Origin of the sequence: Chitinophaga barathri (genome assembly GCF_003807585.1) — a bacterium.
GTDB lineage: Bacteria > Bacteroidota > Bacteroidia > Chitinophagales > Chitinophagaceae > Chitinophaga > Chitinophaga barathri.
The window spans coordinates 189,861-206,537 of the sequence record NZ_RMBX01000008.1 but is presented as its reverse complement, the minus strand read 5'-3'; the positions used below and the strand labels follow the sequence as shown (position 1 = coordinate 206,537).

The 16,677-nt window shown below is 51.4% G+C and carries 16 protein-coding genes; 10 read left to right on the top strand and 6 right to left on the bottom strand.

Features of this window, described 5'->3' with window-relative positions; translation table 11 throughout:
* Positions 1-2 precede the first annotated feature (2 nt).
* From porN to EG028_RS15995, 3 genes are all read left to right on the top strand, one after another.
* On the top strand, positions 3-1,061 hold the full coding sequence (gene porN / locus EG028_RS16005; RefSeq protein WP_120517560.1) for a type IX secretion system ring subunit PorN/GldN: 1,059 nt from the start codon (positions 3-5) through the stop codon (positions 1,059-1,061).
* 78 nt (positions 1,062-1,139) lie between these two features.
* Positions 1,140-1,712, top strand: a complete 573-nt coding sequence (locus EG028_RS16000) for a Crp/Fnr family transcriptional regulator (protein WP_241559151.1) — start codon at positions 1,140-1,142, stop codon at positions 1,710-1,712.
* 104 nt (positions 1,713-1,816) lie between these two features.
* Positions 1,817-2,443, top strand: a complete 627-nt coding sequence (locus EG028_RS15995) for a DinB family protein (RefSeq protein WP_120517559.1) — start codon at positions 1,817-1,819, stop codon at positions 2,441-2,443.
* A 246-nt stretch (positions 2,444-2,689) separates the two neighbouring features.
* Here the strand turns inward: EG028_RS15995 and uvrC are convergent, their stop codons facing one another.
* The 4 genes from uvrC to gpmI all read right to left on the bottom strand — a co-directional run bounded on the left by uvrC (position 2,690) and on the right by gpmI (position 8,152).
* On the bottom strand, positions 2,690-4,510 hold the full coding sequence (uvrC, locus tag EG028_RS15990; protein ID WP_120517558.1) for an excinuclease ABC subunit UvrC: 1,821 nt from the start codon (positions 4,508-4,510) through the stop codon (positions 2,690-2,692).
* Positions 4,507-5,088 carry a hypothetical protein gene (locus EG028_RS15985; protein ID WP_120517557.1) on the bottom strand — a complete coding sequence of 194 codons (582 nt, stop codon included), beginning with the start codon at positions 5,086-5,088 and terminating at the stop codon, positions 4,507-4,509. Before EG028_RS15985 ends, uvrC begins: the two co-directional genes overlap by 4 nt.
* 118 nt (positions 5,089-5,206) lie before the next feature.
* Complete coding sequence (locus tag EG028_RS15980) at positions 5,207-6,376, bottom strand: LVIVD repeat-containing protein (RefSeq protein ID WP_162946545.1); 1,170 nt, start codon at positions 6,374-6,376, stop codon at positions 5,207-5,209.
* A 252-nt stretch (positions 6,377-6,628) separates the two neighbouring features.
* Positions 6,629-8,152 carry a 2,3-bisphosphoglycerate-independent phosphoglycerate mutase gene (gene gpmI, locus EG028_RS15975; RefSeq protein ID WP_120517555.1) on the bottom strand — a complete coding sequence of 508 codons (1,524 nt, stop codon included), beginning with the start codon at positions 8,150-8,152 and terminating at the stop codon, positions 6,629-6,631.
* Positions 8,153-8,580: 428 nt separating this feature from the next.
* Between gpmI and EG028_RS15970 the strand changes: the two genes are divergently transcribed.
* From EG028_RS15970 to EG028_RS15955, 4 genes are all read left to right on the top strand, one after another.
* A complete protein-coding gene (locus EG028_RS15970) occupies positions 8,581-8,976 on the top strand; it encodes a DUF4783 domain-containing protein (RefSeq protein WP_120517554.1) in 396 nt (131 codons plus the stop codon).
* Between the two features lie 92 nt (positions 8,977-9,068).
* Positions 9,069-9,929, top strand: coding sequence for a carboxylating nicotinate-nucleotide diphosphorylase (gene nadC / locus EG028_RS15965; protein ID WP_120517553.1), 861 nt, complete (start codon positions 9,069-9,071; stop codon positions 9,927-9,929).
* Positions 9,930-9,935: 6 nt separating this feature from the next.
* Positions 9,936-10,820, top strand: a complete 885-nt coding sequence (locus EG028_RS15960; RefSeq protein WP_120517552.1) for a diacylglycerol/lipid kinase family protein — start codon at positions 9,936-9,938, stop codon at positions 10,818-10,820.
* Between the two features lie 11 nt (positions 10,821-10,831).
* Positions 10,832-11,164: a translation initiation factor gene (locus EG028_RS15955; protein WP_120517551.1), complete on the top strand. Its 333-nt coding sequence runs from the start codon at positions 10,832-10,834 to the stop codon at positions 11,162-11,164.
* 91 nt (positions 11,165-11,255) lie between these two features.
* Here EG028_RS15955 and EG028_RS15950 read toward each other — a convergent pair whose 3' ends face one another.
* Complete coding sequence (locus tag EG028_RS15950; protein WP_120517550.1) at positions 11,256-12,239, bottom strand: aldo/keto reductase; 984 nt, start codon at positions 12,237-12,239, stop codon at positions 11,256-11,258.
* A gap of 345 nt (positions 12,240-12,584) precedes the next feature.
* Complete coding sequence (locus tag EG028_RS15945) at positions 12,585-13,304, bottom strand: biotin--[acetyl-CoA-carboxylase] ligase (RefSeq protein WP_241559150.1); 720 nt, start codon at positions 13,302-13,304, stop codon at positions 12,585-12,587.
* Between the two features lie 176 nt (positions 13,305-13,480).
* On the opposite strand from EG028_RS15945, the gene rsfS reads away from it, so the two are divergent.
* The 3 genes from rsfS (at position 13,481) to EG028_RS15930 (ending at position 16,650) form a co-directional block, all read left to right on the top strand.
* Entirely contained in the window at positions 13,481-13,885 is a 405-nt protein-coding gene (gene rsfS, locus EG028_RS15940) for a ribosome silencing factor (RefSeq protein WP_120517548.1), read from the top strand.
* 71 nt (positions 13,886-13,956) lie between these two features.
* Positions 13,957-15,996 carry an ATP-dependent zinc metalloprotease FtsH gene (gene ftsH / locus EG028_RS15935; protein ID WP_120517547.1) on the top strand — a complete coding sequence of 680 codons (2,040 nt, stop codon included), beginning with the start codon at positions 13,957-13,959 and terminating at the stop codon, positions 15,994-15,996.
* 18 nt (positions 15,997-16,014) lie between these two features.
* On the top strand, positions 16,015-16,650 hold the full coding sequence (locus tag EG028_RS15930) for a LutC/YkgG family protein (RefSeq protein ID WP_120517546.1): 636 nt from the start codon (positions 16,015-16,017) through the stop codon (positions 16,648-16,650).
* The last annotated feature ends 27 nt before the right edge of the window (positions 16,651-16,677 follow it).

The window sequence follows — 16,677 nt, the reverse complement described above, 5'->3', positions numbered from 1 at the left end:
CTATGCGAGCAGTAATATTGAAACAAATCAGCTGGAGTGCATTTTTGGTGATCATGCTGGCGTCTACGTCAGCAGAAGCACAGACCCGCCGAGGCGGTAACAGGACCACGCCGCCCGCCAATCAACCGGCGCAGCAGCAACCTGCTACCAATCCCGCTACCGGAAGACCGGTAACCGTACCCCCTGCCCCGGCAGGCACGGACCCGGCCACCATGCAGCAGCAGGCGCCCCCGCCTTCTTTAAGGCAGGATGGCATCGGCACGCCCGTGGACACGCCGCGTAAATCCCTCCGTATAGATGGTGTTTCCGAGAAAAGCCCGATCCGCGACCGTGTGCCCATCACGTATGATCACATCCGCGAAGACGACAAGTTCTGGGAAAAACAGATCTGGCAGGTGATAGACATCCGCGAGAAAATGAACCTCCCCTTCCAGTACAACGTGGAAGACGAAACTGGTGTAAACCAGCTGCTGATCAATATTCTGCTCAATGCGATCAGGACCAAGGAAGTAGAAGCTTTCAGCCCCATAGATGACCGTTTCAGCACCGTTATGAGCTATGATGAGATCATGACGAAACTGACCGGCGAAGTGAGGTCTGTAAGAAGCGTAGACCCCGTTACAGGCGAAGAAAAGCTGGTGGAAACCAGGGATGAATTTAACCCTGAGACCATCAAACAATTCAAGATCAAGGAAGTATGGGTGTTTGACCAGGAAGCCTCCGCGCTGAAGGTCCGCATCCTGGGTATTGCGCCCATGGTATCCCGCATCAACGACGATGGGTCCATACGCGCCTCTATCCCCCTGTTCTGGCTGTATTACCCTGATCTTCGCCCCGTACTGGCCAAATACGACGTTTACAACCAGAATAATGACGCATCTACCATGACCTGGGAAGACCTTTTCGAAATGCGTTTCTTTACCAGCTATGTGGTGAAAGAAAAGAACGCTTTCAACAGGGATATCAATTCCTACATTAAAGACGGTGTAATGCGCCTCCTCGAAGGACAGGCCATTAAAGACAAGATCTTTAATAAAGAACAGGATCTCTGGGAATACTAAGATGTAACGTTCAAATCCTGCGAACAATAATGAAAGCTGCCTTCCGCATGGGAGGCAGTTTTTTTTTATCTTACACCGGTGAAAGAACTCCGTTCCGCCATACACGCGCTGGTGCCGCTCCCGGATGATACCTGGGAAGCGATGGCCGCCTGCTGGCATCCTGTGGAGTTCAAACGGAAAACGGTGATCACCGCCGCGGGAGACACGGAACGGTACACTTATTTTGTACTGGATGGTCTGCAAAGGGCCTTCAGCCTGGCCGAGGGGGAGAAAGAAGCCACCCTGATGTTCTCTTACAAAGGTTCCTTTTCCGGCATCATCGATTCATTTTTCCTGCAGCAGCCCAGCCGGTACTATCTTGAAACGCTCACGCACAGCGCTTTCCTGCGCATTTCTTTTGCGGACGTTAGCCGGCTGATGCAGGAGCATCCGCTGATCGCACACTGGGTACACCTCGGGGTGGTACAGGCCCTGGCCGGGGTGATGGAAAGAATGATAGAGGTCCAGACGCTGGGCGCCGAACATAAATTCCGCCGCCTGCTGGCCCGCAGCCCGCATGTGCTGCAAATGATCCCGCACAAATACCTCGCTTCCTATCTCGGCATCGATCCTGCTACGTTCAGTAAACTGCTGGGTAGCGCCCGGATCTGACCACATTGCAAACATCGTATCCAATTCTTACAAAAATCTTGGCGCAGGCAAAGATTTAAGCTTTGGGCCACCTGTACCTTTGTGTTGTCATTAAAAATTGAATCATGCCTGTTTTTCAAACAGCAATCCTGCTGCAAAATCTCCGGAACGATGTGAACGGCCTCACGAACGCCCTCAACACAAAGATTGCCACCCAAACCAGCGCGGCCATACTTCATCAGCCTTCCCCGGGCAGCTGGAGCGCCGCACAATGCCTTGAGCATTTGAATGGCTACAGCAGGTATTACCTGCCCGCGCTTGAACAAGCCATTAACAAAGCAGAAAAGAACAAATGGATAGCACTGCCACAGTTTCGCAGCGGCTGGCTGGGCAATTATTTTACCAACCTCATGCAACCCAACCCTGACGGGGCTTTGAAGTCGAAGATGAAAGCTCCGAAAGGCTACCGCCCCGAACCCCAATTGGATGCGCCCGCCATCCTCGCTGAATTTATATCGCACCAGGAAAAAACGCTGGCCCTTCTCCAACGCGCAGAAAAAGTAAATATCTCCCGCCTGCGCATCCCCATCTCCATCTCCAGGCTCCTCAAACTCAAAGCAGGAGACACTTTCCGCTTCCTCATCGCACACGGGCAACGTCATATGCTCCAGGCTCTCCGGGCCATCAATACCGTCACCGGCGGCAACAAAACTGCGGTCACAATGCAGTACCTCGAAGAGCAGTTTCGTTAATCAGAACAGCAGTAGGGAAAATCGCTTGAAAGTCAATCCTGTTGGGCATTCCAACATGTTTGTATTTTTGTGGTGATAACAAATTCTTAACAACTGCTATACGTTGTTCATACTACTTTAGTAAAAGAATAATAATCTGGAAAGATCGGTCCCCGATTCTTATCGGGACCATCAAAAATAAATCTGTGTCTTTTAATGGTTAACTTGGGGAAAAGAGCCTGGTTCTCAAACCGGGCTCTCGTCATTTTATGAAGTCTGGGGAGCATCCCCGTGAAAATGCTGATAGATAAGCTGGGCTTTACTTTGACCTACCTCTTTTACTAAGTCCTCCAGCGATAATTGTTTCACTTTATTCACCGAACGGAAGGTTTGCAACAACTGTGTAGCGGTATTTTTGCCAATGCCTTTGATGTCTTCCAACTCGTTTTTGAATGTGCCTTTGCTTCTTTTCTGCCGGTGGAACGTAATACCAAAGCGGTGCACTTCGTCGCGGATGCGGCGGATAAGTTTTAGACTCTCGCTGTCATAGGGAAGTTTAATGCTTTCCTTATCTCCCGGGAAAAATATCTCTTCTTCATTTTTCGCAAGGCCCACTACCGTCATGCTGCCGATGAGGTTGAGCTTACGGATGCTTTCCATAGCGGCGCCGAGCTGCCCTTTACCGCCGTCTATGATCACCAGCTGGGGCAAAGGCTGCTCTTCGTTCAAAAGGCGGTTGTAGCGCCGGAAAACCACCTCTGTCATCGATGCAAAGTCATTGATGCCTTCCACCGTTTTGATGTTAAAATGCCGGTAGTCTTTATTTGACGCTGTCCCATCCTTGAACACCACGCAGGCGGAAACGGGATAACTTCCCTGGAAGTTCGAGTTATCGAAACATTCGATGTGCACGGGAAGTTCCTGCAATTCAAGATCGGCCTGCAACTGGTACAGTACTTTCTTTTTCTCCATGTCCGTTTTGCCTTCCAGGTGCAGCATTTTCTTTTTCCGTAATTCTTCGCGGAAATAGGTCACATTTTTTTCGGAGAGATCGAGCAGCTTCTTTTTATCGCCGCCCCGGGGTACGGTGAGCGTTACACCTTCTTCGGGAAACTCCACTTCAAAGGGCAGGATGATCTCTTTCGCCATGCTCTGAAACGCTTCGCGGAGATACGCGATGGCATAGGCCATCACCTCATCGTCCGTTTCTTCGAGCTTCTTTTCCAGCGTCACGGTTTTGGTATCGGCAATGGTGCCGTTCAGCACGCGGAGGTAGTTCACGTACGCAAAGTTGCCTTCGGACAGGATGGTGAACACGTCCACATTCCCCACTCTTGAGCTCACGATGGTGGAGCGGCTCTGATAGGCCTGGAGGCTTTCGATCTTTTTACGTTGTATTTCCGCCTTTTCAAATTCCATATTCATGGCATGTTCCTGCATCTTCGCTTTGAAGATGTTCAGCACAGGGGAAAGGTTGCCGCGCAGGATCTCTTTCACCTGCTGAAGCCCTTCCCGGTAATCTTCCTGCGTTTGCAGCCCTTCGCAGGGGCCTTTGCAATTGCCGAGGTGATATTCCAGGCAGACCTTGAACTTCCCTTTTTTGATATTCTGCTCACTCAGGTTCAGCGAGCAGGTGCGGAGGGGGATATTGTAACGGATCACTTCCAGCACTTCGCGCACCCTGCCCACGGACGTGAACGGCCCGAGGTATTCGCTGCCGTCTTTGATGATGCGGCGGGTGAGGAACACGCGGGAAAAAGGCTCGTGTTTGATGATGATAAAAGGGTAGGTCTTATCATCTTTCAGGTTGATGTTGAATTTCGGCTGGAATTGTTTGATGAGGGAGTTTTCCAGCAAAAAGGCGTCCTGCTCGGAATCCACGATGGTAAACTCGATGTGATGGATAGACTCCACCAGCTTCCGTGTTTTGTAGTTATCATGGTTCTTGACAAAATAGGAGCTGACCCTTTTGCGGAGGCTTTTGGCCTTCCCGATATAAAGCAGTTCCCCTTCCGTGCCGAAATACTTATAGATACCGGCATGAACGGGTAATGTATGGGCTATCTGTTGAAACTCTGCGGCTGTCATGTATGTTTCGTTGTCGGTTGAAACCAGGCCTGTACTTCCAGGCTTTCAGGTTTCAGGAAAATGATCTTCTGGTAAGTGCTCACCCTGAGCTGTTTGTTACGTTCGTACAGCACTTCCTGGCGGTATTCATACACCAGGTTTTTGGTGTAGGACGATACCTGGGCGGTCTTGATACGGCCTTCTTTGTCCACGTCAAGGATAAGCTGGGCGGGCCAGGTCTGTTTGCCTTTGGTGTGGTAAATGAAGGTGGTATCGCCGTGAAACTGGTCTGCAATGGTGTCTATCTGGTAAGCGTCCAGGAGGGAGGGTTTGTTCACATCCGCGTCCATCAGCGGCCTGAAGAGGGCTTGCAGCCCGGCGCTGTCCTTTACCGGCAGGGAATCGGTCTTCCCGTTCACCCGTACGACCTTTGTGATCCCGATCTGCTGTGCTTTCATGCGCGCGATCTCCTCCCAGCAATAATTGCCGAGGGCGCGGTAACTCATATCTTTCTGAAGGGAAGCCGGTTTATCGGGCTGCGGGCTGCAACCCGCCGTTATCAGTGTGCAAAGGAAAATGATCCAAACTACAGGTCTCATACTGGCAAATTTAATGGGATCAGGGGGAAAATGGCGGCAAAAAATAATGCGCCGTGAAAACGGCGCATCTGATGCATGAGCAAATCTGTCGAGAGCACTAAAAAGATATATAGTCAGGTTATTTTTTCACTTCAATCCGGCTTAACAGCACCGGGTTCGTCATAGACGAATAATCATATTGATAAATGCCTTCCACCGCGCTCACCAGCAGGCGTTTTTCCCCGGGGAAAGGGATGACGTCGTAGGCGTTCAGGCCGGTTTGTGTACTGGCGATGGTAATATTCGCCGGCGATGGCGCATTCAGGAAACGGAGCCCGTGACCGCCTTCGCAGATGAACAGTTTGCCGTTGTCTATCCCCAGGCCGTGCGGGTTGCTCATCTGGTAAGTTGCCAGCTTCACAGGACGGTCCACGTCTTTTACGTCGTATACCTGGAGCTCGTTTACGGTGCCTGCGCAAAAATTACCAGTGCGCACCGTTACATAAGCCGTGGTACCTTCCACCACTATCGGGTCGCATGCGTTTACGTGTATGGCTACGGAGCGGCGGGCCGGCTTTTCCGGGTCCACCAGGTCATAAATGAACATGGCGCTTGTACTGCCGATGTACAGGTAATCCTGGTAAGGGAAAATGGTTTCGATCCCTCCGCCGACCGGCACGGGCGTTGGCGCTTTCACCGGGTCGGATGGCGTGGCGATGTTGTAGCTGGTCAGCTGGTAACGGTCCACTGTGTAAAGGTGCCCTTTTGTGATGGCGAACCTTGCCATAGACCCGCCTTTTCCTGTACCGCCACCGCTTGACGCTTTAAAGCTGGAGGAGGCAAAAAAGAGCATCTGGTTGTCAAATTCCACAAAATCGTCTCCCTTCGTATCCTTACAGCCATGCGCGTAAGTGGTGTCCCGCTCTGAATATCCTACCAGGATGGAATCCCTTTGCGCGCTGGGGGTGCCCAGCCATCTGCCCATATCGTCCACCACATAACCCATCACATCGTCAAACCGCTTCAAAAACCTGATATTGCTGAGATCGCTTATGTCGAAGACCAGGAGGTCCCGGAAACTGTCGGCATAAAGGATATTGTCCTGCACTGCCATATCCGCGTTCCCCATCACGTTCAGGAAAGAAACTTTCCTGGGGGAGGAGGGCTGGCTGTTGTCGATGATATGAATACCTTTTGCGGGTTCACTCACCAGTATATAATTCCCCCTGGTATAGATCTTGCCTGTTTTGGCAATATCCCGGGCCGGCATGGTCTGTACCGCTGTGGCCCTGACATCGCTTAATGCCATGTAAACGGGGGTATAAATTTTTGCTTTTGTGACGCTCTGACAATTCTCTTTCACACAACCGTTCAGTGCCAGCGACATCACCGCAATAAGTGGGATGGATAAAAGACTGTGGCGCATAGGGAGCATGGAATTTGAAGGTAAAACGGGAGGGAAAACAAAAAAGTTACAAGGGGGGAAAAATAAAGCAAAAAAGAGGCTGGCACCTTTGTTTGTGCCAGCCTCCTGTATTGTTAAGCAGAACTAAATCGGTGTTTATACGAGCACGTTACCCGTCATTTCCGGCGGTATGGGCAGGCCCATGAAATGCAGGATGGTCGGGGCGAGGTCTCCCAGTTTGCCATTTCTGATCGGGCCTTTGAAATCGTGGCTTACGATAAAGAAAGGCACCAGGTTCAGGGTATGCGCCGTGTTGGGCGTACCATCTTCGTTGATCATGTAATCGGCGTTGCCATGGTCTGCGGTCACGAAGATCACATAGTCGTTCAGCAGCGCTGTGGTCACTACCCTGGCCACGCAGGCGTCCACGGTTTCAACGGCTTTGATGGCGGCGGGCCAGATGCCGGTATGCCCTACCATGTCTGCATTTGCGAAGTTCAGCACGATAAAGTCCGCGGTCCTTTGCTCCAGTTCGGGCACGATCAGGTCCGCCAGTTCGGGCGCGCTCATTTCCGGTTTCAGGTCGTAAGTGGCCACTTTGGGCGAAGGCGCCAGCAGGCGTCTTTCGCCAACGAAGGGCTCTTCGCGGCCGCCGGAGAAAAAGAAGGATACGTGGGGATATTTCTCGGTTTCAGCGATGCGGATCTGGGTTTTACCGTATTTCTCCAGTACTTCGCCGAGTGTCATTACAAGGTTGTCGTTGTCGAAAATGATATGCACGCCGCGGAAAGACTTGTCGTATTCCGTCATCGTGGTATAGTTCAGCGCCAGGGGCTGCATACCGAAGGCGGGGAATGCCTCCTGCGTGAGCACTTCGGTGATCTCGCGGCAGCGGTCCGTTCTGAAGTTGAAACACAGCACGGCATCACCTTCCTGGATGGTGGCGATGGGTTTCTGCGCCTCGTCGGTCACTATGATCGGTTTGATAAATTCGTCGGTTACGCCTTCCGCATAGGATGCTTTGATGGCGGTGAGCAGGTCATGGGTAGGAGTGCCCAGGCCCAGTACCAGGGCATCGTAAGCGAGTTTCACCCTTTCCCAGCGTTTATCCCTGTCCATGGCGTAATAACGGCCGGTAACGGATGCGATGCGCCCGGTGGTTTGCAAGAGGTGCGCCTGCAGGTCTTCCAGGTAGCCGAGGCCGCCTTTCGGATCGGTGTCGCGGCCGTCTGTGAACGCGTGGATGAACACTTTTTTCAGCCCGCGTGCAAACGCAATGCTGGTCAGGGCTTTCAGGTGATTGATGTGGGAGTGTACCCCGCCGTCGCTCACCAGGCCAATGAGGTGAAGGGCTTTATCGTTGTTCAGAGCGTAGTCCATGGAAGCCTGGAGGGCTTTGTTCGCCGCCAGTTCCCCGGTGCGTACGGCTACATTGATGCGTTGCAGCTCCTGGTATACAATCCTTCCTGCGCCGATATTGAGATGGCCTACTTCGGAATTCCCCATCTGGCCGTCGGGCAGACCAACGTCTTCGCCGCAGGTAACCAGTGAACTGTGGGGATATTGCTCATATAAACTGTCTACAAAAGGAGTATTTGCGTGCTCGATGGCATCTGCGGCCGGTACTTTGCCCTCGCCCCAGCCATCCATGATGATCAGGATCGCTCTTTTAGTTTCCATACTTAAATCCGTTATTGAATGAATCGGGTCGTGAAATTAATAATAACATCCCTTTCCGTATTTAAAATTTTTGTGTTGTACCGCTTAATGTGAAGGCGTGCAAGGGTAGCTCCGGTTGAAGGGACGGATATACTACTATGAAAGATATTGCGTAAGTATATGATTGTTATAGGAGTTGCGGAGGTGAGGCGGACTTGATGCGGAGTTGATCCGGAGGCGATGCGGCCTGGCCGCAGCCTGGTGGCGGGCGGGCGGTTTTGGGCCAGGAAAATTCGCATCCGGGCGATTTTCATATATCATTCATTCTTAATGCAGAAGAACAAAGTACATAGCACAATAATGGGATATTGATTGAACATCAACAGTTTGGCATAGTTTTGGTTCCATCAGCAGTTGATAAAAGTATAAATCGAATCAAAAAACGGATAATGAAAAAGTTAATCTTTGTGCTGGGGGTATTGTTGGCGGGCGGTATGTTCACAGCCTTTACCTTGATGGCCGGTCCCTTCGAGGACGTGGTAAGCGCCATTAAGCAGGGGGATGCTGCCAGCCTGAGTAAAAGCCTGGATAACACGGTAGAGATCAACATTGCCGGCAAGAACAATTCCTACAGCAAAGCACAGGCGGAGATCATTCTGAAGGATTTTTTCAGCAAAAACTCGGTAAAGTCTTTCGAGATCCTCCACAAAGGCGGTGAAGGAGGCGGTTCCCAGTTCGGTATTGGTAACCTTGTAACTTCAGGCGGCAATTTCAGGATGTCCTTTTTCCTGCAAAAAAAAGGGAACGTATTGGTATTGAATGAATTAAGATTTGAATCCAAATAAAGAACGATAGCTTAAGCAAAAGGAATTGAAGGCTGTCCCGTTTTTCACGGGCAGCCTTTTTGTTTGTAACTTGCCTTCAATTTTGCACGGATATGTTACAGAAAGAAGCATTGGAACAATTTATCAGCAGTGCCCTGGCGGAAGACATCGGTAGCGGTGACCATTCCACCCTGGCGTCCATACCCGCTGGCGTACGGGGTAACGCACAGCTGAAGATCAAAGAGAACGGCATCCTCGCGGGGATGGAAGTAGCAGCGGCTATTTTCCGCCACCTGGACCCGGAAACGAAGTTTAAGCCCCTGAAAAAAGACGGAGACGAAATGATCTTCGGAGAGCTGGCTTTTGAGGTGGAAGCTTCCGTGCGTACCCTGCTGATGGCCGAACGCCTGGTGCTGAACTGTATGCAGCGTATGAGCGGCATCGCTTCCCTCACGCGGAAATACACGGATAAGCTGAAAGGTTACCGCACAAAAGTGCTGGACACCCGCAAGACCACCCCTAACTTCCGGATGCTGGAAAAAGAAGCCGTATTGATCGGCGGCGGCGTGAATCACCGCATCGGCCTGTACGACATGATCATGCTCAAGGATAATCATATCGATTTCAGCGGTGGTATTACGCCCGCGGTGAATAATGTAGTGGCATACCTGGCGCAGCAGGGACTGAACCTTAAAATAGAAGTGGAAGCGCGTACCCTCGCCGATGTACAGGAAATATTGTCCGTTGGCCAGGTACACCGCATCATGCTCGATAATTTTACACCAGAGCAAATCCCCCCGGCACTTGAACTGATACAGGGCCGATACGAAACCGAAGCATCCGGCGGCATCACGCTGGAGAATGTGGAGGCTTACGCCAAAACAGGTGTGGACTTCGTATCCGTCGGTGCTATCATTCACCACGCCGTCAGTCTCGATCTGAGCCTGAAAGCCGTTATCCATCCCAACAAATAAAGTCCTTTGAGGAAGATACTTATTATCATCAACCGGAAAGCCGGGACAGACCGCGAAAAGCAGATGGGTGCGGCCATCCGGCAGCAGTTGCCGCCGGAGCGCTTCAGCGTGGAAACCACCTATCTCCAATATCTCGGCCATGGCACGGACCTGGCGCGTGAAGCGGTGAAGCGCGGTGTGGACACCGTGGTGGCGGTTGGTGGAGACGGTTCTATCAATGAAATCGCCCAGGGCCTGATCGGTACGCGTACGGCGCTGGCGATCGTTCCGCTGGGCAGCGGCAACGGCCTTGCGCGTGCGTTGAAGATCCCACTGGATGTAATGCAGGCGCTGCAGGTAGTGGCCGATGGCCGCAAGATGCCGATGGACGCAGGCTTTGCGAATGAACACCTTTTCCTGAGCAACGCGGGCGTAGGCTTTGATGCGTTGATCGCGGACCGCTTCAGGCATTCCAAAAAAAGGGGCCTGATCAATTACGCGCGGCTGGTGATCGGCGGCTTTTCCGCATATGATCCCGCGCATTATTCGATCAATACAGATGGTATTGAGAGCAATGAAAAAGCATTCCTGATGACGGTGGCGAACGGGAACCAGTTTGGGTATGAATTTAAGCTGGCCCCCCAGGCCAGCGTGTTCGACGGCGAGCTGGACGTATGCCTCATGCCGCCGGTAAGGTTCTGGCACCTGCTGCCTGTGAGCCTGCATTCACTGCGCGGCACGATAGACCGCAGCCGTTTTATGAAACATTTTAAAGGAAAGGAAATAACAGTCAGCAGCCCTGAGCTGAACTGCCTGCAGGTGGACGGCGATGCGGTGCCGCTGAATGGTAAAACTGTGTATTTTCGTGTTGTGCCCGGCGCGTTGCAGATCATCGTTCCGCAGGGCAATTAAAACTTACGGTTATGAGCAAGAAAAAAAACACCTCCAACGGCATTGTATATTCCACCGATCCCGGTTTCCAGTACCAGGAAGAAGAACAACAGGAGCAGGATACCCTCCCGCCCGCGGAGCAACGCCTGAAAGTGAAGCTGGATACGAAACAGCGCGCCGGTAAAACCGTGACTGTGGTAGAAGGGTTCCTGGGAAAAGGAGAGGATCTTGAAAAGCTGGGCAAGGAATTAAAAACAAAATGCGGCACGGGCGGCAGTGTAAAAGACTGGCAGATACTGATACAGGGAGATTACAAGGAGAAGGTGCTGAAGTGGCTGCGGGACTGGGGTTATAAGGTTTCGTAATATCGTGAATCATTCACCGGCTCAGCGCCGGTGTCGCCAAATAAAAAAGGAAGGCTTTTACGGGCCTTCCTTTTTGTTTATGCAGAACCGATCAGCGGTTCACCAGTTTCATCCCACCTTCACTATACCGTTCGCCGCTTATCTGGTAACCACCCATCAGTGAATTGATGGATTGCAGATCATCATTGCTGAGTTGTACATCTACAGCCCCCGCGTTTTCCTGGAGGTATTTCCTGCGTTTGGTACCGGGGATGGGCACAATGTCCTCTCCCTGTGCCAGCAGCCAGGCCAGTGCCAGCTGAGCGAGCGTGCAGCCCTTGTCGCCCGCTACTTTTTCCAGTGCGGTTACGATGCGGAGGTTCTGCTCAAACGCTTCCTGCTGGAACCTCGGAAGGTTGCGGCGGAAATCCGTCGGGTCCAGGCTGCTGATGTCCCGAAGTGTGTTGGTGAGCGCGCCCCTGCCCAGCGGGCTGTAAGGCACGATGCCAATGCCCAGTTCGCGGGCGGTGGGCAGTATTTCTTTTTCGATGTCGCGCACAAAGAGGGAATATTCGCTTTGTAATGCTGTGATAGGGTGTACTGCGCTGGCTTTGCGGAGGGAGTTCGCGGACGCTTCGGACAGGCCGAGGTAGCGTACTTTACCGGCTTTCACCAGTTCCGCCATGGCACCCACTGTTTCTTCGATGGGCACTTTATCGTCCACGCGGTGGGAATAATAAAGATCGATCACATCCACGCCAAGTCTTTTCAGGCTTGCATCGCAGGCTTTTCTGAGATAATCGGGCGAGCCGTCGAAATAGGTGCTGCCGTCTTCTTTATAGCGGAAACCGAATTTGGTGGCGAGAAATACGTCTTTTCTACGGGTGGCCAGCACTTTGGACAGCTGTTCTTCATTATACCCCTGACCATACATATCCGCCGTGTCCCAGAAGTTGATACCCAGGTCCAGCGCGAGTTCCAGGGTGGCCTGCGATTCCTGGTCGTCCCGCTGCCCGTAAGCGAAGGCCATGCCCATGCAGCCCAGCCCGATGGCTGAAACTTTCTCTCCTGACTTGCCTAAAGTTCTGTATTGCATTGTGAATAGGATTTATGGATACAAATGTACACCCGGCCTGTTTCACGGCAATTGCATGATTCAAACGGTAAGTTGCAAAATTCAGTGGATTTTTCGAATGCGGCACCAGCGCAGTTTTGACGGGAATTGCAACAGATGTTGCAGTTTTATATTTGGCAGGTCAAAAAAGAATATACATCTTGTATGCCTCCATTTATTGACCAAAATCAGGGGATCATTCCCGTGACTGGCGTTTTTGGAGAAGCCGATCGAATATTGTCTTTACAAATTCCACTTCTCCAAAAGCCAGTTGTCAAACTGGCTTTTTCATTTCTCTCAGAAGCCAATACCAGCGTACTTTTCAACTCAGGTAGCAAAAATAAATTCCACTTCGCCGAAGCCGAGTTCCAGTATTTCTTTTCCTTTTTCGAGACAGAGCCGCCCGTCCGGCAGCACATCATGAATAGTTCCCTGGAAAATTTCGCCGTTGATCTTGTACAGCGCCGGTTCGTGAAGGCGGTAAAGGTGTTCTTTGTATTCGGCCAGCCATGTATCGAACACTGCGGGATGCAAACGGCTGTAGCGTTCTTCGAGGCAGCGGCAGAGGTCATATGCCAGTTCCAGGCTGTCCCAGGTTTTGCCGGTGATCTGCCGAAGGGAAACAGGATTGGCGAGGTGTTCGGGAAACTTCGGGGTGTTAATGTTGATTCCCAGGCCGGCGATGGCATATTGCCATATATTTCCGCGTAAAACGTTCTCTATCAATATGCCACCTGCCTTTCTGTCACGCCAGTATATATCATTGCTCCACTTGATCCGGGTCTCTTCGCCGGCGTATTTGCTGAAGAAATCATAGGCCCCGAGGGATACTGCGACACTGAGCATAAACTGCTGATTCAGTGTGAGGGCGGGTTGCAGCACGGTGGTGAGCATAATGTTCTCCCCGGGCTCGGAGAGCCATTGTTTGCCGCGCTGTCCTTTTCCGGCGGTTTGCTCCATGGCAAACCAGGTACTTCCGTCTGCCACAGGCCCTGCATTGACCTGCCCCATGGCATAGTTATTGGTGCTGTTTATAGTAGCCAGCACGTGAAATGGGTTTCCTATCACAAAGCCGTTTTTACTTGAAAAGCAAAGTAAAGCATTTTCACAATTTTTTGCCGGCTGATTCGTCTACCTAGATACAGGCTGGTGTTCGTTATATTTTGACGCCGGTTTAGTAATTTTGGAGATTAAAGTTTATTTTTAACAAAAACAGCATTTTATTGGCACCCTTAACCATTCTGAATACCAGGAAAAAGGCGGTAACACGCATTAACAGGAACAGCAAGATATTTACAACTATCATAAAGGCCATACAGGAGAAAAAAGGGGAGAATGTCGTTTCCCTTGATCTGCGCAAGATCCCTGAAGCGGTAGCTGACTTCTTTATCATTTGTGAGGCCAATTCCAATAACCAAGTTAAGGCGATTGCGGACTTCGTGGAGGAAGAAGTGAAGAATGCCACGGAGGAAACACCGTACAAACACGAAGGTTTCACAGCCCAGCAGTGGATTCTGGTGGACTATGTGAACATCGTGTTACACGTTTTTATACCCGAAACCCGCAAATTCTACAATCTGGAAGAGATGTGGAGCGATGCAGAACGCATGGAACATCTTGAAAACTGAACAAAACCGCTGGTTTTGTATTAATTATTTGTATAAACAGACAACACTCATTCGTAAAGGAGCGAACGATCATGGAAAAAGGAGGCAACAACTATAATAACAAGGGATCAGAAAAATCTCCGAAGAAAGGGCCAAAGTTCAACATATACTGGGTGTATGCCATCATTGGTATTGCCTTGCTGGCAATGAACTTCGTGCCGCTTTCCAATCAGCCCAAAGAGCTTTCCGGCTTTAAGGAATTCCAGCAGCAGTATCTCCGCACCGGGGATGTCGATAAGCTGGTGGTAGTGAATAAAAGATTAGTGGAAGTATTCATTAAAAAAGACCGGCTGAAAGACCCCAGATACGAAAACGTCTCCAAAGGCCGTTTCGGAGCTGAAAACCCCGGACCGCACTTCCAATTTACCATTGGCAGCGTGGAAAGTTTCCAGAAAGAACTGGATAAAGCACAGGCTGATATGCCATTGGCGGACCAGATGAACGTGTCTTACACAGACCGTCAGAACTGGTTTGAGCCTTTGATGCAGATATTACTGCCCATACTGCTGTTGATCGGTATGTGGGTATTGCTGATGCGCAAAATGGGCGGCCCTTCCGGCGGAAGCGGCGGACCAGGCGGCATCTTCAACATTGGCAAATCAAAAGCCACCCTCTTCGACAAAGGCACCCGCGTGACCATCACATTCAACGATGTAGCCGGTCTTGACGAAGCCAAAGTGGAAGTGATGGAAATCGTGGATTTCCTCAAAAACCCGAAAAAATACACCGCCCTCGGTGGTAAAATACCCAAAGGCGCCCTGCTGGTAGGCCCTCCGGGCACCGGTAAGACGCTCCTGGCAAAAGCCATGGCAGGCGAAGCACAGGTTCCCTTCTTCTCCATGAGCGGTTCCGATTTCGTGGAACTCTTTGTAGGCGTAGGCGCCAGCCGTGTGCGCGACCTGTTCAAACAGGCCCGTGAAAAAGCACCCTGTATCATCTTCATCGATGAAATAGACGCGATCGGCCGTGCCCGTGGCAAAAACGTCATGATGAGCAACGACGAGCGTGAAAACACCCTCAACCAGCTGCTCGTGGAAATGGACGGTTTCGGTACAGACAGCGGGATCATCATCCTCGCCGCGACGAACCGGCCGGACGTGCTGGACAGCGCCCTGCTGCGCCCCGGCCGTTTCGACCGCCAGATCTCTATCGACAAGCCGGACCTGAACGGGCGTGAGCACATCTTCAACGTGCATCTGAAACCCATCAAGACTTCCCCGATCCTTGATATCAAGAAGCTCGCTTCCATGACCCCCGGCTTCGCCGGCGCGGACATTGCCAACGTATGTAACGAAGCCGCCCTCATCGCGGCCCGTAAAGGCAAAACCGAAGTGGAAATGGAAGACTTCAACGATGCAATCGACCGTGTGATCGGTGGCCTGGAGAAAAAGAACAAGATCATTTCCCCGGAAGAAAAAGAAGTGATCGCTTACCACGAAGCAGGCCACGCCATCTGCGGCTGGTATCTTGAGCACGCGAACCCGCTGGTGAAAGTGACCATTGTGCCGCGCGGCGTTGCAGCCCTGGGGTACGCACAATACCTTCCGAAAGAACAATACCTGTACAATACCGAACAGCTGATGGACGATATCTGCATGACCCTTGGTGGCCGTGCGGTGGAAGACCTCGTGTTTGGCAAAATATCCACCGGCGCGCAGAACGACCTGCAGGTGATCACCCGTATGGCTTACGCCATGGTGACCGTGTACGGTATGAACGATAAAGTGGGGAATGTGTCTTTCTACGATCCGAACAGCGAACAGGCTTTCACCAAACCTTATTCAGAAGAGACCGCTAAAATGATCGACAATGAAGTAAGGCTGCTGATCGAAAAAGCATACAACCGTACCAAGGCGCTGCTTTCCGAGAAGCTGGAAAACGTGAAGCTGCTGGCGCAGGAACTGCTGAAAAAAGAAGTGCTGTACAAAGATGACCTGGAACGTCTCATCGGTAAACGCCCGTATGAAACGCACAGGGAACATATCGTGCCGAACAAGGAAGGTATGACCACCGACGGTGTTCATCCTACAGACATTATCAATCCTTCACCAGCAAACGCCATTTCAGAATAGTAAGGAACGAGGATCAATATGAAAGTATCTCCAGCAAAAGAAAATATTCTCAAAAGGGTGAGAAATGCGCTCAGCCAGCCGGTTCAGCTGCCTTTCCCCCATGCGGAAGGCAACAATTCGGTGTTTGAAACGGCACATGAAGGCCTTGAGATAAAATTTGCCGAAGAGTTCTCCAAACTCCAGGGCAAGTTTATCTTCTGCTCCTCCCGCGACGAACTGGCCGAAAACCTGCAAACGCTCGTGGAGAATAAAGAATGGACGCATGTTCATTGCAAAACGCCTTCCCTGGAAAGCATCCTGAGACCGTACAACCCGGCATATCTCAACGTAGGCGACGAGCGTACGCTGGATGCCGCCATTACGGACTGTGAATACCTCATTGCCCGCACAGGCTCCATCATCATGAGCGCCGCGCAGCCTTCCGGCCGCGCACTGCCGGTATACGCGCCCTACCACATCGTGGTGGCCTATACGCACCAGCTCGTGTTTGACTTGAAAGACGGTATCAACAAAATGAAGGAAAAATACCCGGGCCAGTTGCCCTCCATGATCTCTTTCGCCACCGGCCCGAGCCGTACCGCGGATATCGAGAAAACACTGGTGGTAGGCGTGCACGGGCCCAAGGAAGTATACGTTTTCCTGCTGGATGAATAACAACATTTATTGAATACAAATACTTGT

What these genes read in the sequence shown, in the direction of transcription:
- porN (WP_120517560.1), top strand. Translation starts at nt 3, where the DNA reads ATGCGAGCAGTAATATTGAAACAAATCAGCTGGAGTGCATTTTTGGTG.
- EG028_RS15995 (WP_120517559.1), top strand. Translation starts at nt 1,817, where the DNA reads ATGCCTGTTTTTCAAACAGCAATCCTGCTGCAAAATCTCCGGAACGAT.
- uvrC (WP_120517558.1), bottom strand. Translation starts at nt 4,510, where the DNA reads ATGACAGCCGCAGAGTTTCAACAGATAGCCCATACATTACCCGTTCAT.
- EG028_RS15985 (WP_120517557.1), bottom strand. Translation starts at nt 5,088, where the DNA reads ATGAGACCTGTAGTTTGGATCATTTTCCTTTGCACACTGATAACGGCG.
- EG028_RS15980 (WP_162946545.1), bottom strand. Translation starts at nt 6,376, where the DNA reads ATGGCATTAAGCGATGTCAGGGCCACAGCGGTACAGACCATGCCGGCC.
- gpmI (WP_120517555.1), bottom strand. Translation starts at nt 8,152, where the DNA reads ATGGAAACTAAAAGAGCGATCCTGATCATCATGGATGGCTGGGGCGAG.
- EG028_RS15970 (WP_120517554.1), top strand. Translation starts at nt 8,581, where the DNA reads ATGAAAAAGTTAATCTTTGTGCTGGGGGTATTGTTGGCGGGCGGTATG.
- nadC (WP_120517553.1), top strand. Translation starts at nt 9,069, where the DNA reads ATGTTACAGAAAGAAGCATTGGAACAATTTATCAGCAGTGCCCTGGCG.
- EG028_RS15955 (WP_120517551.1), top strand. Translation starts at nt 10,832, where the DNA reads ATGAGCAAGAAAAAAAACACCTCCAACGGCATTGTATATTCCACCGAT.
- EG028_RS15950 (WP_120517550.1), bottom strand. Translation starts at nt 12,239, where the DNA reads ATGCAATACAGAACTTTAGGCAAGTCAGGAGAGAAAGTTTCAGCCATC.
- ftsH (WP_120517547.1), top strand. Translation starts at nt 13,957, where the DNA reads ATGGAAAAAGGAGGCAACAACTATAATAACAAGGGATCAGAAAAATCT.
- EG028_RS15930 (WP_120517546.1), top strand. Translation starts at nt 16,015, where the DNA reads ATGAAAGTATCTCCAGCAAAAGAAAATATTCTCAAAAGGGTGAGAAAT.